This window comes from Micromonospora sp. NBC_01638 (assembly GCF_045209745.1).
In the GTDB taxonomy this organism is placed as follows: Bacteria; Actinomycetota; Actinomycetes; order Mycobacteriales; family Micromonosporaceae; genus Micromonospora.
Genome location: NZ_CP109273.1, coordinates 4962769 through 4977635, shown reverse-complemented (window position 1 = coordinate 4977635; position 14867 = coordinate 4962769). Strand labels below are relative to the sequence as shown.

The following is a 14867-nucleotide window of genomic DNA, read 5'->3' as shown; positions in this document are numbered from 1 at the left end:
GGCGGCAGAATCGGGGGTGGCGGCGGTGACGGCCGAGCACCTGCTCCGCCTCGGCGGCAGCGACTGGTCGATCTGGAAGCAGTCGGTGCTGCGGAGCGCCGGTTTCCCCGCGGCCGAGGTCGGACGCCTCAGCAACGTCGAGCTGGCGTCGGCGGCCGACCGGTCCGCGACGGGCGAGGGCAGCCGCGAGGACTACCAGGCCGCCTATGAGCGCGCGACGGCCCAACTGTCGGAGCAGATCCGGCACATCGCCCGCGACCCGGCGTTCCGCGAGGCGGTGGCCTGGCAGAACCGGGCACTCATCGCCGACTGTGTCGACAAGGCCGCCGCCGGGGAACCGCGCAACGTCCGGGGCCGCAACCACGAGTCGGCGATCGCCAGCTACTGGCAGCGCTACTGCGTCAAGAACGACACCATCGGCTTCTTCGGTCCGGTCGGCTGGGCGCACTGGTCCGCCGACGACGCGGCGACCCGCGTCAGTTCCGGCCTCGACCTCCTCGCCCGACGCACCACCTACTTCGAGGTCTGGGCGGTGGACGCCGTGGCGCATGCCTTGGAGCAGGACCCGCAGCTGTTGCCGTGGCTGCCGCCCCGCCGGGTCAGCTCGTTCGACCTCGTCGGCCGGACGCTGCACCGCAGCAGCCGGCCGCCGGTTCAGCTGACCGAGGCGGAGGCCGAGCTCATCGGCCTCTGCGACGGCGCGAGGACCGCCCGGGAGATCGCCGACGATTTCCTCTGGTCGGGCCACCCCGAGTTCCCCACCGAGCAGGACGTCTTCGACCAGCTCGTCACACTGCGGGAGCGTGGGCTCCTGCACCTGGGCCTGGAGGTGGCGGTCTCCGCCCACCCCGAGCGGGAGCTGATCGAGCGGCTCGACCGGGTGGGCGACCCGGTGGTGCGCAGGGACGTCCTGACCCGCGTGGGCCGCCTTCTGGACGCCCGGGACGCGGTCGCCGCGGCGGCCGGCGACGAGGCGAAGCTCGTGGTCGCGCTGGAACACGCCGCCGGGGTGTTCGAAGAGATCGCCGGGGTGCAGGCGGCCCGGCGGCCGGGGCAGACCTACGCCGGACGCACCATCCTCTACGAGGACACCGTGCGCGACGTGGACGTCCGCCTCGGCACCACGGTCCTCGACGCGCTGGCCCCGCCGCTGGCGCTGCTGCTGCAGAGCGCGCGCTGGTTCGTCGCCGAGGTGACGCGCGAGTACCGCACGATCTTCGACGACGCGTACGAGGCGGTGCGCGCGCGCTCGGGCGACACCCCGCCGTCGCTGGCGGCGGTCGTCGCGGCCGCCACCCCGCAGTTGGCCTTCTCCCTCCGGGAGCTGCCACGACCGGTGGCGAGGGTCGCCGCGGAACTTCAACGCCGGTGGCAGGAGATCCTGCGGCCCTCCGTCGACACGCCCTGTCACCGGGTACGTGCCGAGGACATCGCGGATCGGGTCGCCGAGCTCTTCGCGGCCCCGGAGCCGGCCTGGGCGGCTGCCGTCCACCACGCTCCGGACCTGATGATCGCCGCCGACGGACCCGAGGCGGTGACCCGCGGCGAGTTCCTGCTCGTCCTCGGCGAGCTGCACCTGGCATCGAACACCGTCGAGAGCCGCCTCTTCGTCGAGCAGCACGAGGATCCGTCCTGGCTGTTCCGGGCGGACGAGGCGGACCACGGCGACCGACGAATCTACCTGTCCTCGCCGAAGCACTGGCAGGCGGTGAACTCCCGCACCTACCCGCCGTCGGCGTTGCTGTCGCCCCAGTACACGTACTGGTCGCTGCACCCGGACGCCGGCGGCACCCCGGGAGAGCCGCTGCCGGCGGCACGCCTCGTGGTGGAGCGCACCGACGGCCGACTGGCGGTCCGTACCCGCGACGGTGTCCGGCGCTTCGACCTGCTCGAAGTGGCGGGCGAGCTGCTCTCGGCCGCCACGGTGAACGGGTTCAAGCCGCTGCCACCCGCTGCGCACCGGCCCCGCATCGCCATCGATCGGCTCGTGCTCGCGCGCGAGTCGTGGACGCTGGACGCCACCGACCTACGGTGGGCGTCCATCAAGAAGGAGCCGGACCGCTTCCTGGCGGCTCGCGCCTGGCGCGCCGAGCTGGGCCTGCCGGAGAGAGCGTTCTACAAGGTACCGGTCGAGGACAAGCCGGTCTTCGTCGACTTCACCAGCCTGGTGTTGGTGAATCTGTTCGCCAAGGCGGTACGGCGGACGGCCGAGGCGCGGCAGACCACTTTCACCGTCTCCGAGATGCTGCCGGACGTCGGCCAGACCTGGCTGACCGACGGTCACGGCGCTGGCTACACGACGGAGGTGCGGATCGTGGCCGTCGACCCGGCCGCCGGCGCGAACTCCACCGATCCTCGCACCGGAAGGGGTGAATAGGTGCTCGACGAAGAGCTGATCAACTATCTCCGTCAGCTGCTGCCCGACTACATGGTGCCGGCAGCGGTCGTGACGCTGGACGCCCTGCCGCAGACGCCGAACCACAAGGTGGACCTCAACGCTCTGCCGGCGGTCACTGTCGAGTCCCGCGCCGACGGTTCGCCCCGCGACGACCTGGAGCGGAACCTGGCCGGGTTCTGGGGGCAGCTGCTCAATCGCGACCAGGTGGGCATCCACAACGACTTCTTCCGAACTGGCGGCAACTCACTGCAGGTGATGCGAGTGATCGCGCACGTGCGCAAGACGTACGGGGTCGGTGTGCCCGCCAGTTACCTGTTCGAGCAGCCGACCGTGGCGGCCCTCGCCGCGCGGGTACGGGAAGCGTTGGCCGCGGGACCGGCCGACGCGGGAAGGCAGGACTCGTGCCGTTGACCACCGAGCCGTCGTTCGGGCAGGAGCGGATCTGGCTCCTGGAGCAGCTGCTGCCGGGCACGGTGATGCATCACCTCACCATGGCGTACGAGATCCGGGGGCCGCTCGACCCCGCGGTGCTCAGCCGCGCCGCCGAAGCCGTCGTGGAGCGGCACGCGCAACTGCGCACCACCTTCCACGAACGCGACGGCCGTCCCTTCGTGACGGTGCACGACAGCGCGCCACCTGTGGTGCGCGTGGTCCCGGTGGCGTCGCTCGAAGAGTGGGCGGGCCGGGCCGAAGAAGAAAGAGCCGTGCGGTTCGACCTCTCCGAGCTGCCGCTGATGCGGATAACCCTCTACCCGATCGCCGACGACCACCACGTCCTTCTCATCGTCCTGCACCACATCCTCACGGACGGGGCGAGCATGGGCGTGCTCCTCGACGAGCTCTCCGACGCGTACGCCGCGCTGCGCGACGGCGGCCGGTGGCAGCCGGCGGATCTGCCGACCACCTACCAACAGCACGTCGCGCAGGAACGGACAGCCGCGACGGACGGCTCCTGGGCGAAGGACCTCGCCTACTGGCGCGAGCGCCTGCACGACGCCCCTGCCGTTTTCACGATGCCGGGCGCGGCCCCGCGCCCGAGTCGACCGACGCTGTCGGCGCACGCGGCGCAGGCGTCGCTCACCGATGCCGACGTCACCGCGCTGCAGGAGTTCGCCCGTCGACACCGGGTGTCGCCGGCGATGGTTCTGTCGGCCGCGTGGGTGGCCACCCTGAGCCGACACTGTGGGGACCGGGACATCCTGGTGGGCACCTCGGTGTCCGGACGTGACCGGGCGGAACTCCGAGGGCTGATCGGCCTCTTCATGAACGTGGTGACACTGCGGGTGCAGGCACCCGCCGGCACGAGCTTCGCCGACCTGGTCACCCGGGTACGCGACGAGACACTGACGGCCATGGTGCACCGGCATCCACCGTTCGCCGCGGTGGTGGCCGAACTGGGCCGCGAGCGGAGTCTCGCGTACAACCCGGTCTACCAGATCCTGTTCAACAACGCCTCACGGTCGGCGCAGGCGTTCGCCGGCGTGCCCGAACTGACCTCTCGGCGGCTGCCGTTGGCCTCCGCGGCCCTCCAGACCGACCTCGAACTGGCCGTGGTCCCCGAAACCGACCAGCGGACGCTGCTGAAGCTGGAAGCCAGCGCGGACATCTACAAAGAGGGCACCGCCGCCCTCCTGCTGGAGCACATGGTCAACCTCCTCCGCCACGGGATGGCCTCGCCGGACACCCCGGTGGACCGGCTCAGCCTGGTGACCGAGGAGCAGTATCGGGACCTGCTCCGCCTGTGCGCGCCGCCCCGCACTCCCCTGCCCGGTGTACGCAGCGTCCTGGAGCTGGCGCTCGCCTCGATCGACAAGCATCCCGACGCGCCCGCGGTGTGCAGCGGGGGTCGCCGGTTCACCTACGCCGAGCTGGGGCGGCACGCCGGGCAGCTCGCCGAGCGGCTGGCACGGGAGGGGGTGACTCGCGGCGACGTGGTCGCCGTCCACCTCGACCGGTCCGTCGAGGCCCTGCTCGCGATGCTGGCGAGTTGGCAACTCGGCGCGGCGTACCTGCCCGTGGATCCGACGTACCCCCGTCGCCGGGTCGAGTTCATCCTGCGCGACGCGCAGGCTCAGGTGATCGTCTCCGGTCCGGGCACCGCGCCGGACACCTTCGGCGCGCTCGGCACGCGGGTCGTCGTGGTGGACGAGGTCGACGGCGACGCGGCGGACGGCCCGCCGCTGACCGTCGGTGCGGGGGGCGACGGCGAGGACCCCGCGTACGTCATCTACACCTCCGGCTCCACCGGCCAGCCCAAGGGCGTGAACGTGCCGCATCGCGCGGTGGTGAACTTCCTGACCTCGATGGCGGAGCGCCCGGGGCTGACCCAGGACGACGTGATGCTCGCCCTGACCAGTCCGTCCTTCGACATCTCCGTGCTGGAGCTGTTCCTGCCCCTGACGGTCGGCGCACGGATCGCGCTCGCCTCGACGGAGGACGCCCGCGACCCCCAGCGTCTGCTCGATCTGGTCACCGACGAACGGGTGACCGTGATGCAGGCGACGCCGGTGACCTGGGACGCCATCCTGGCCCTGGCCCCGGCGCACCTGCGACTACGCCTGGCGCTCTGCGGCGGCGAGGCGCTCACCCGCCCATTGGCCAACCGGCTCTGCGCGGTCGCCTCCCAGGTCTGGAACATGTACGGCCCGACCGAGACAACCGTCTGGTCGCTGATCGCCCCGGTACGACCCGGACCTGACGACGAGGTCGTGCCGATCGGCCGCCCGATCCACAACACCTCGGCCTGGGTGCTCAACCCCGATGGCGGTGTCCTGCCGGCCGGTGTGGTGGGCGAGCTGCACCTGGGCGGGAGTGGACTGGCGCTGGGCTACCGGGGTCGTCCGGGCCTGACGGACCAGCGCTTCGTCGCCGGTCCTCCGGAGACCGGCACCGAGCGCCTCTACCGGACCGGCGACCTGGTCCGGCTGCGCCCCGACGGCGACTTCGAGTTCCTCGGGCGGGCCGATTCGCAGGTCAAGATCCGGGGCCACCGGATCGAGGTGGACGAGATCGCCAGCCTGCTGCGCCGGCACCCCCGCGTGAAGGACGCCGTGGTGGTGGCCCGCGACGACGGTTCCGGCAACCGCCAACTGGTGGCCTACGTGGTGCCCTCCGGGGGCGGCGCGCCGGTTGCCCAGACGAACGAATCGAGATGACGATGCAGTCCACATGGCGGGTTCTCGCGCCCGGGCCCAGCGACCGCGTACTGCTCACCGTGGACTTCGGTCCCGGTCGTCGCGAGGCCGGCTTCAGTGACCTGGTCGCCAACCTCGCGCCGGAACCGGTCGTGTGGGAGCCGGTGTTCGCTCCGCAGACCGCTGACCCGGTCACCGGCACAGATCCGCACGGCTGCGTCAGCCGCTGGCTCGACGACGTCAGGAACGCCGGGCTGGAAGTCTGCGGGGTGCTCGGCTACTGCGCCGGGGGCGCGTTGGCCCGCCAGACGGGGGACCTGCTGCGCACGAGGGGCATGCCTGAGCCCCCGGTCGTGCTGCTCGACCCCAGTCACGTCGACGGCGACCTGATCCAGGAGCTCTTCGCCACGTCGGTGCAGGGTTATGCGGAGCTGCTGTCGGAGGACCAGATTGGGGCCGCCCTCGCTGCCGCGGCCGGTTTCACCGGCGCCCTCGGGTCGAACATCGGCACGCAGGCTCCTGCGGAGCTCGCCGAGGCCATGCGCAGCCTCCAGGCCCTGTACGACGGCGTCGTGCAGACCGTGTGCGACATGTTGGACGCCGACGAGGAGGTGAGCCGCGGGTTCTCGGAGCGGTTCGCCGCCTTCCTCAGCTACCTGGTCACCGCCGGACGTGCGAGCGCGGCGCGGGGCGGCTCGGCGACGGTCATCGTGTCCGGAAACCACCACCTGCCCGACGGGTTCGGCGTCGAGAAGCACCGCCTCCCGGTCTCCCGCGCGGCACTGCTGGCCGATCCCGCCGTCGCCCGTATCGTGGCGGAGGCACTGCGGTAAGCAGCGAGCTTCGCGTCCACCACGACCTAGTACGCGAACCGACCAGCCGTCGCCGCCGCACACCGCCGAGCCATCTGCCAACGCCTCCTTATCGAAACGGCTGCCGTAACCGGGTCCCCGGTCGCCCGTGGCGCAAGCCGCCGGGTCATCGCCGTGGCGCTGGCCATCGTAGGATTGGATCGACTCCGACCAGTGATCGGGCGATCTCAAGTGAGCCGCCCTCGCCTGATTGAGAGTTGCTCACGGGTCGCACAGAACGTGGAGCACTCTCGTGGAAGTTCCCTGTTGGGAGGTGATTGCCCTACAGAGGAAACCGACACTGATCGAGGGTTCGTAGCCATGCCAGCGACGTCACCAGTTAGCCTCATTTGCGCTAGTCAAGTTCGGTCACGGGGCTGCGCGGGCAGCCCTGATTCAGGCACACCGACGGCTGTGGTTGCTCACACGCGAGATCGAAAACGACTCGCAGGCGGGACACAGTGGCGGATGCCCAACTGGTACGTCGGTCCGACGGCCAGCGACACGTTTGCCTTCACGATGCCACGACAGGCGACTCGCAGAGCTGCGGCACCGGGCATATCTGGTGTTCATCGGCTGAAGACACTCGCCGGGAGGTCCCCCTTGGCCGTCACCTTCCTTCATCATGAGGTCACGGCAATTCGGTCGACATTCGGCTCCCGAGTGCCTGCGCCGCGCCGCGTCTCTCCTCGACGCGGATTCGGGCAGTCCACGGACAGCGGGCCGCTCGGTTGTTCAGCTCCAACCGCAGTTGCTGCCGATCCTGGCCGGCTTAGTCGGTGGCGTGGGCACTGACACTGGCTATTCGTCCGCGGGCCATACCTCGCGCACCTCGGCGTCGCGCCGTCCCGCGGGTCCCGCACCTGATGCGGTTTGACCTTCTCGCCGGTCTGCGCAGGCAGTGGCCGCTTGAGGTGCCGAAGGACGCCAGCATGCCCATCGGCGACTCTCGACGACGGGGCGCGGGCCGACGGCCAGGTCCACGCCGCGCCGGTGCCCGTCGAACGACTTCAGCACCGACTGAACGGGGCCGCGCCGACGCAGGTGCCGCTGATCAACGGGCTCGGTGGGCACCATCCGGATCCGAAGGTCGGACGCCTTTCACCAATGACCTGCCGGAGCTACTGACTCATTTACCCGGTGTTCATCATCGGTGCACCTGTATCCATGTCGAGCGCTCGGCCAGTACGCCGATCACCGCTTCCGGCGAGGACCGATTCCTGGCTCGCAACGACGACCTCGGCTCCTGGCCGCCCCCGTCAAGCCTGCCCTCGCGCAGACCAAACGTCGACCCATCCTCCGCCGGTCATCACGCACCCCCGCCCTCCGGCCCACGGTGAAACTTTCGGACGCGTCGATGACGCCACGGAGCCTGCCCGTCGGCGAGTCACGTGCACCGAACTCAATCTCGTCCGCCCCCTTGGGAACACGATCGACGCGATGATCGAATACCGACTGATCCCTTTGACCGACGCGCCGCCTGACGGGGGGGTCGGCGTTCTTCAGGCGGTCCCGATGGTGGCGTGGCGAGACAGCGTCGTGGCACCGGAGCGAGGCGGGCCACCCGAGACGAACGCCGTGCGACGAACGGTTCGGCCAGCAGTTGTGCGCCTCAGGATCTCAGTGCCCACCCTCCGTCTCCTTCGGGGCAGGAAAATGGCGGGAAGATCGGCGTCGTCAACGCGTAGAAGCGTCGAGATAATAGAAATTCATGCCACCCGGCCGGCCGGAGATCCGAAGACCTTTAGTGCACACCGCCCGGTGCGGAAATTGCCTCTCCTATGTTGCGCTGGAAGAAATCGTCCAGATATCGATAATTGCCCCGGTCGGCAGGGGCATCGAGCGATCGGACACGCCCTCGTCCAGCTGGAGGCGCGGAAACCGACGCGATCCCGAATCAGTGCCGATCGTCTCACCTGACGGTCGAAGAAAATCTTGAGGTGTGCCCTGACCTGGTGTTTAGTCGAGGAGCAGGAGGTGGTGGCCGATCGAGGTCCAATCGGCGGGACTCGACGCAAGAACGCCACTCGATCTAGGATGGATGTCGAGGTAGTTCGATACGACCCCTGAACCCAGGAGAGGGAGGCGATCAGTGCATATCGGACCTTCCCGTCGCAAGGAGCACTACCTGGCGCACCTGCCCAGGTGAAGGTAAATTGTTGGGTCTCGTGCTGAGGCGCTGACCGGCCTACGGTTTTCCCGACGACGAGAAGTCGTTTGTGTCGAATAAATTACTGGCAACTGATCAGTAACATAAATAGCCGCCAAAACACACATTACATGTCATGGGGAGGGCAGTAGTCATACTAGATTTCGACGTGCGTCCAAACCGTAATCCCTTGTCCCACACCGACCGGCAAGCGGTGCTCAACGCACCGGTCTTCGGTAAGGTGTTCACCGACCACATGATCACCCTGCGCTGGGACGCCGAGCGCGGGTGGCACGACGGACGCCTCGAAGAGTTCCAGAGCATCGCTCTGCCGCCGTCGGCATCCGTCTTCCACTATGGGCAAGAGATCTTCGAAGGCATGAAGGCGTACTGCCAGCAGGGCGGGTCGATCGCGCTGTTCCGCCCGGAGCGCAACGCCGCCCGGTTCAACGCCTCCGCCCGGCGACTGGCGATGCCGGAGATCCCGGTGGAGACCTTCGTGAGAGCCATCGAGCTGCTGGTCCGGCAGGACCGACAGTGGGTGCCGCACGGTGCGGGCACCAGCCTGTACCTTCGTCCCTTCATGATCGCGACCGAGCCCACGCTGGGGTTCACCCTCCCGTCCCGCAGCTACCTGTTCTGCGTGATCGCCTGCCCGGCGTCCGCCTATTTCAGCACCCGGACCGGCCCGCCCCGCACTGACCGTGTGGCTGTCGCAGGAGTACGCGCGCGCGGCGCCCGGCGGGACCGGCGCCGCGAAGGCCGGCGGCAACTACGCCGCCGCGTTCCTCGCCCAGCGAGAGGCGGTGGACCAAGGCTGCGACCAGGTTGTCTGGCTGGATGCGGTCGAGCACACCTGGGTCGAAGAGATGGGTGGGATGAACCTCTGCTTCGTCCAACAATCCGCGGCCGACGAACCTGCCTCCCTCATGACCCCCGCGCTGACCGGCACCCTCCTGCCGGGAATCACGCGGGATTCGCTGCTCCAGCTGAGCGGGCGGCTCGGCCTCGGCCGCAGCGAGGGGCGCATCAACGTACAGCAGTGGCGCAAACAGTGCGAGGCTGGCCAGATCACCGAGGTCTTCGCCTGCGGTACGGCGGCGGTCATCGCACCGGTCGGACGCGTACGCGGGGCGAGCGACGAGTGGACGATCGGCGACGGTCGCCCTGGTCCCGTGACCATGCGACTTCGTGACGAACTGCTCGGCATCCAGTACGGCCGCATCCCCGATGACCTGGGCTGGACGCGCATCGTGTGCTGACGGTGAGGGACTCTCCTGTCGGGCTCCGACAGGAGAGGTGTCTCTCCACACGCGTCTGGCGGCCCATCGGCAGGTCCGCCGATCCGGCATGACCGTGGGCCACCACCAGCGCGCTGCGGCAACGAGACCTGCTCCGACATCTGAGGCGCCGGCCCGGGTACGCCATCGGTCCGGTCGCGTCGTCGCAGGCCCACAGCGCCTTCATCGAGGAATGGGCCACTGAACCTTCCACGAAGACCTGGTTTCGGGGGTTTCCGAATGACATCACAGATGCCATGAAGCTGATCAGTTCCATGCCGTCGGCCGAGGAGGCTCAACGCGAAGACGCAGTGCCGGGGGTGGCACGTCTGCGGCTGGTGATTCTGGGCGTGCTGCTTGCGGTACAGATCAGCGCAATCCTGATCGCACCCATGCCGTCGCGGCGGGTGGCCGTCAGTCTGGTCGTGGTCACCACCCTGGCAGTCCTGCAGACCCGTCACATCAGAGTGACAGCTACGGGCCCACCGTGGCCGCGGATGGGGCTGTTGGCCGTCGAGGCTCTCACCACCTACCTGCCGATGCTGGCCGTCGGCGCGGTCTGGCCCGGCACGGGGGGATTCCTCGCAGCGTCGGTGCTGCTCGTGGTTCCCGGTCGAGCCGCATGGGCGCTGTTCACCACTGTGGTCATGAGCACGTTCGCGGCCGCCGTGACGATAGGGCCCGGAGTGCGGTACGCCGGCACGATCGCCATCGCCAGCATGGCCATCGGCCTGACCATCTATGGCATGTACCGCCTCAACGTGATGATCAAGCAGGTGCAGGGCAGGCACACCGAGGCGGTACAACTCGCCGTGGTCAGAGAGCGGATGCGCTTCGCCCGGGACCTGCACGATCTGCTCGGCTACAGCCTGGCCGCGATCACGCTTCGGGCCGAGTTGGCCGGACGGCTCACGAAGAGCGACCCGGCCACGGCCAGCGACGAGATGCGCGACGTGGTCGCCATGGCACGGCAGGCCGCCGCCGAGGTGCGGCAGGTGGCCGACGGGTACCGCAACATCTCACTGGCCCAGGAGGCGGCGGCTGTGGCCTCGCTGTTCGCCAGCGCCAACGTCACGGCGCGGGTCGAGGTGAACTGCGGAGTCCTGCCCGACAAGGTGGACTCGGTCCTCGCCATGCTTCTGCGTGAGCTGACCACGAACATCCTGCGGCACAGCAGTGCGCGTAACTGCTGGATCACTGTCGAACAGAGCGATGAACACGTGACACTCTCCGTCGCGAACGACGGGGTTCCACGGACCGCAACCACCTATCGCGACGGCGGCGGGTTGGAGAACCTCGCCTTCCGCCTGCAGGCGGTCGGCGGGACATTGAGCGCGTCGGTATGCGGTGACGGCCGATTCCACGTGCTCGCGGAGGTCGCCGTCAAGGCTGACGCGGCCCTGGGCACCCGGATACATCGCGTCGGATGCAGCTCGTCGTCGGCCCGGCATGCGCCGGCCGCGTGAATTGAGGGGAGTTGCGCATGCTGCGGATCCTGCTCGCCGAGGACGTCGCCATGGTCCGCGGGGCGCTGGTAGCCCTCATCGAACTGGAGCGGGACCTGAGGGTGGTCGCGGCCGTCGACAACGGCACGGACATCGTCTCCACGGCGCTGGACTGCCGGCCCGACGTCGCGGTCCTCGACGTCGATCTCCCGGGTCTGGACGGCCTGTCGGCGGCAGCACAGCTCAGGACCGAACTGCCCTGCTGTCGTACCCTCATCCTCACGAACCTGGGACGGTCCGGAACGGTCAGCCGCGCGCTTACCGCCCAGGTGTCCGGCTTTCTGCTGAAGGATTCTCCGCCGGAGGACCTGGCCAACGCCATTCGTGCCATCGCCCTGGGCCGCCGGGTGATCGACCCGCAGCTGGCCCTGTCCGCTTGGGACTGCGGCCAAAACCCGCTGTCCACACGGGAGCACGAGGTGCTGCGGATGACAGCCAGAGGTGCGGACCCGGTCGAAATCGCCGCTACTCTGCACCTGTCGGTCGGGACCGTCCGCAACTACCTCACAACGGTCGTCACCAAACTACATGCCCGCAACCGGGTTGAAGCGGTCAAGATGGCTTACGACTCAGGCTGGCTGCCCTAGGGCGCCGACAGCCGACCCGGACGGGATTCCGCAACTCCGAGTGATCGTGGATTGCTGTTCTTGTGAGCAAGGTCCGAGGTGGAGCGGCGTACGACCTTCCCGCAATCTAATCACAGGTCAGCAGAACAGCCTGCGGCGCAGCACGCAGAACCACGTTCGGCACAACCTGCGGCACAGCCGGTGAACCGGCGCTGCCGCTCCTTTGAGCTGCGTAAGCGACTCTGACGGAGGCGGCCATGAGGAAGCAGTACTACGAATACCGGCACGTCGTCGGCTTCGAGGAGACGAACCTCGTCGGCAGCGTCTACAACGTCTACTACACGCGTTGGCAGGGCCGGTGCCGCGAGATGTTTCTGCTCGAACACGCTCCGGGCGTGCTCGACGAGTTAAGTGACGACCTGGAACTGCGCCCGATCGAATCCGAGTGCGAACACCTGGCCGAGGTTTCTGCCTTCGACGAGGTGTCGATCCGGATGCGGCTGAAGGAGCTGACGCAGACCCAGATCGGCTTCGCCTTCGACGTCGTGCGGGTAGGCGAGGGAGTGGAGGATCTAATCGCTCGGTGCCGCGAACGCGTGGCGTGCCTGCGTGGTGCCAACGGTACCGCCACCCCGGCACAGGTACCGCCGCAGCTCGCGTCGGCGCTGGGTGCCTTCGCGGTCGCCCCCACCACGCAGCCCCGGGGCACCGGCACCGGAGGCAGGGCATGAGTGTCGCCGCGCATGGCCGACGGACCTTCCCGGGGCCACCGCCGTGGGCGACGCCCGGGTTGCTGCGCAAGCTGTGGGGTGACCGGCTGGGTCTGCTGTCCGATGCGGCCGACAAGTACGGCGACGTGGTCCGGTTCTCCATGGGGCCCAAGACGCTCTACTTCTTCAACCATCCGGACCACGCCAGGCATGTGCTCACCGACAATGCCGCCAACTATCACAAAGGGCTGGGCCTGGCCGAAGCCCGACGGCGGATTCTCGGCGACGGCCTGCTCACCAGCGAGGGCGAGACGTGGCGCGGTCAGCGGCGAGTCATCTCGCCCGCCTTCCGCCGGGAGCGCATCGCGGGTTTCGCCGGCGTGGTGGCCGACGCCGGCGCCCAGTTGACCGAGCGCCTGGCAGCGCAGGCCGGAAACATCGTCGATGTGGCCGACGAGATGACGGCGCTCACGATGGATGTGCTCGGCAGGACCCTGCTCGACGCCGACCTGAGTCCGCTGAGCTTCCTGGGGCCAGCGTTCGAGGCTGCGCAGGAGCAGGCAATGTTCGAGATGGTCACGCTGGGCGCGCTGCCGTTGTGGATGCCGCTTCCGCGCCACCGCCGCTTCCGCGCCGCCAAGCGGCAGATCGAAGACGCGGTGCGAACGCTCGTCGAGTCCCGCAGACATGACACGGGCACGGACGGGTCCGACCTCATGTCGGTGCTGCTGCGCGTCAGCGAGAGCGAGCAGGACGCCGATGCCCGCTGGCGTGGGCTGCGCGACCAGATCGTGACGATGCTCCTGGCCGGGCACGAGACCACGGCCAGCACGTTGTCCTGGGCCTGGTACCTGCTCAGCCGGCATCCGCAGGCGGCCGAGCGACTGCGTGCCGAGGCGATCGCGGTCCTCGGCGACCGCACCCTGGAGTACAGCGACCTGGTCAAACTGCCGTACACCACGATGGTCATCCAGGAGACGATGCGGCTCTATCCCGCGGTCTGGGGGCTACCGAGGGTGGCCCTGGCCGCCGACGAGATCGGCGGATACCCGGTCCCTGCCGGCGCGGACATCATGATCAGCCCCTACACGCTGCATCGGCACCGCGACTTCTGGGACGAGCCGGACCAGTTCCGGCCGGAGAGGTTCGCGGCCGACGCCCCGCCTGTCGGCCACCGGTACGCCTACATACCCTTCGGGGCGGGCCCCCGGGTCTGCGTGGGAAGCCACCTCGGCATGCTCGAGGCGACCCTCATCGCGGCCATGGTCGCGCGCCGCTTCCGGTTCGAGTTTGCCGGGCCGACCGACCCGGTGCCCGAGGCCATGCTGTCGCTCCGGATCCGCGGTGGCCTGCCGGTGCGGGTGAGGCGGGCCTGACCGCTGCGGCGTCTTCCTGGCGACCGACCGTCGGGGCCACGACGTGACGGCGGAGGTCGCCGGGCGGTTCGGGCTACGACGCGAGCCAGACCGGCTCGAAGTCCAGGGCGCCGGCCAGGATCGCCTGATGAAGTCGCTGTAGCCGCGGGCCCGGCTCCACGCCCAGTTCGTCGCGGAGTACGGCCCGTATCTGCCGGAAGGCCTCCAACGCGTTACCGGCGCGCCCGGAGCGGTAGTAGGCGATCATCAGCAAGGCGTAGAAGTTCTCGTGCATCGGATGCTTGGCCACCAGCATCGTCAGCTCGCCCAACAGGTCCGCATGACGACCGAGGTCGATGTCGGCCTCGATCCGGCGTTCCAGCACGCCGATCCTGTTCTCCTCGAGCGATCCGACCTCCGCACGCAGGATCCGGCCGACCGGGACGTCCACGAGGGCCGGCCCGCGCCACAGTGCCAGTGCGCAACCCAGCAGTTCGGAGCTGCCTTTCGGGTCTCCTGAATCCACGGCTCTGCGACCTGCGCGTGCGAGGTTGTCGAACTCCGCCACGTCGGTCTCGCACAGCTGCCCGTCGAGCTGGTAGCCGGAGTGCCTGGTGCCGAGCAGCCGTCTCGCCCAGTCCCGGTCCCGGGCAGCCGTCGCCAGCTTGGCCCTCAGCTGGAATATGTAGGTTTGCAGGGTGGTGGCGAAGCTGCGTGGCGGCTGGTCCCCCCAGAGTTCCTCCACGAGTGTCTGTGTGGTGACCACCCGCCCGGCGTTGAGCGCGAGCAGCACGAGGATCTGGCGCTGCTTGGGCGCGTTCGGCATCACCGGCTGGTGGTTCAGGTGCGCGGACACCGGGCCCAGCAGTTGGAAGACGACCTTCCCATTTTCCCTGTTCATTTCTCAGCTCCAAGGGTT

Annotated in this window: 9 protein-coding genes and 1 pseudogene; 9 read left to right on the top strand and 1 reads right to left on the bottom strand. The window is 68.9% G+C overall.

The features are described from left to right. The first annotated feature begins 25 nt into the window (after positions 1–25). From OG811_RS23320 to OG811_RS23280, 9 genes and pseudogenes are all read left to right on the top strand, one after another. On the top strand, positions 26–2377 hold the full coding sequence (locus tag OG811_RS23320; RefSeq protein ID WP_406068669.1) for a lantibiotic dehydratase: 2352 nt from the start codon (positions 26–28) through the stop codon (positions 2375–2377). Continuing rightward, on the top strand, positions 2378–2809 hold the full coding sequence (locus OG811_RS23315; protein ID WP_406068668.1) for a phosphopantetheine-binding protein: 432 nt from the start codon (positions 2378–2380) through the stop codon (positions 2807–2809). Further along, positions 2800–5553 (top strand): non-ribosomal peptide synthetase, encoded by a 2754-nt coding sequence (locus OG811_RS23310; protein WP_406068667.1) that lies wholly within the window; start codon positions 2800–2802, stop codon positions 5551–5553. Before OG811_RS23315 ends, OG811_RS23310 begins: the two co-directional genes overlap by 10 nt. A gap of 2 nt (positions 5554–5555) precedes the next feature. Next, positions 5556–6365: a hypothetical protein gene (locus OG811_RS23305; RefSeq protein WP_406068665.1), complete on the top strand. Its 810-nt coding sequence runs from the start codon at positions 5556–5558 to the stop codon at positions 6363–6365. Positions 6366–8668: 2303 nt separating this feature from the next. Beyond that, positions 8669–9794, top strand: a pseudogene (locus tag OG811_RS23300) (branched-chain amino acid aminotransferase). Between the two features lie 275 nt (positions 9795–10069). After that, complete coding sequence (locus OG811_RS23295; protein ID WP_406068663.1) at positions 10070–11278, top strand: sensor histidine kinase; 1209 nt, start codon at positions 10070–10072, stop codon at positions 11276–11278. A gap of 17 nt (positions 11279–11295) precedes the next feature. Further along, positions 11296–11904 carry a DNA-binding response regulator gene (locus tag OG811_RS23290; protein ID WP_406068662.1) on the top strand — a complete coding sequence of 203 codons (609 nt, stop codon included), beginning with the start codon at positions 11296–11298 and terminating at the stop codon, positions 11902–11904. A gap of 236 nt (positions 11905–12140) precedes the next feature. Next, positions 12141–12614, top strand: coding sequence for an acyl-CoA thioesterase (locus OG811_RS23285; protein WP_406068660.1), 474 nt, complete (start codon positions 12141–12143; stop codon positions 12612–12614). After that, the gene (locus OG811_RS23280) at positions 12611–13969 is read left to right on the top strand and encodes a cytochrome P450 (protein ID WP_406068658.1); all 1359 of its coding nucleotides are present in this window, start codon (positions 12611–12613) and stop codon (positions 13967–13969) included. Before OG811_RS23285 ends, OG811_RS23280 begins: the two co-directional genes overlap by 4 nt. Positions 13970–14042: 73 nt before the next feature. On the opposite strand, the gene OG811_RS23275 is transcribed toward OG811_RS23280, so the two are convergent. Then, a complete protein-coding gene (locus OG811_RS23275; RefSeq protein WP_406068657.1) occupies positions 14043–14849 on the bottom strand; it encodes a BTAD domain-containing putative transcriptional regulator in 807 nt (268 codons plus the stop codon). Positions 14850–14867 lie beyond the last annotated feature (18 nt).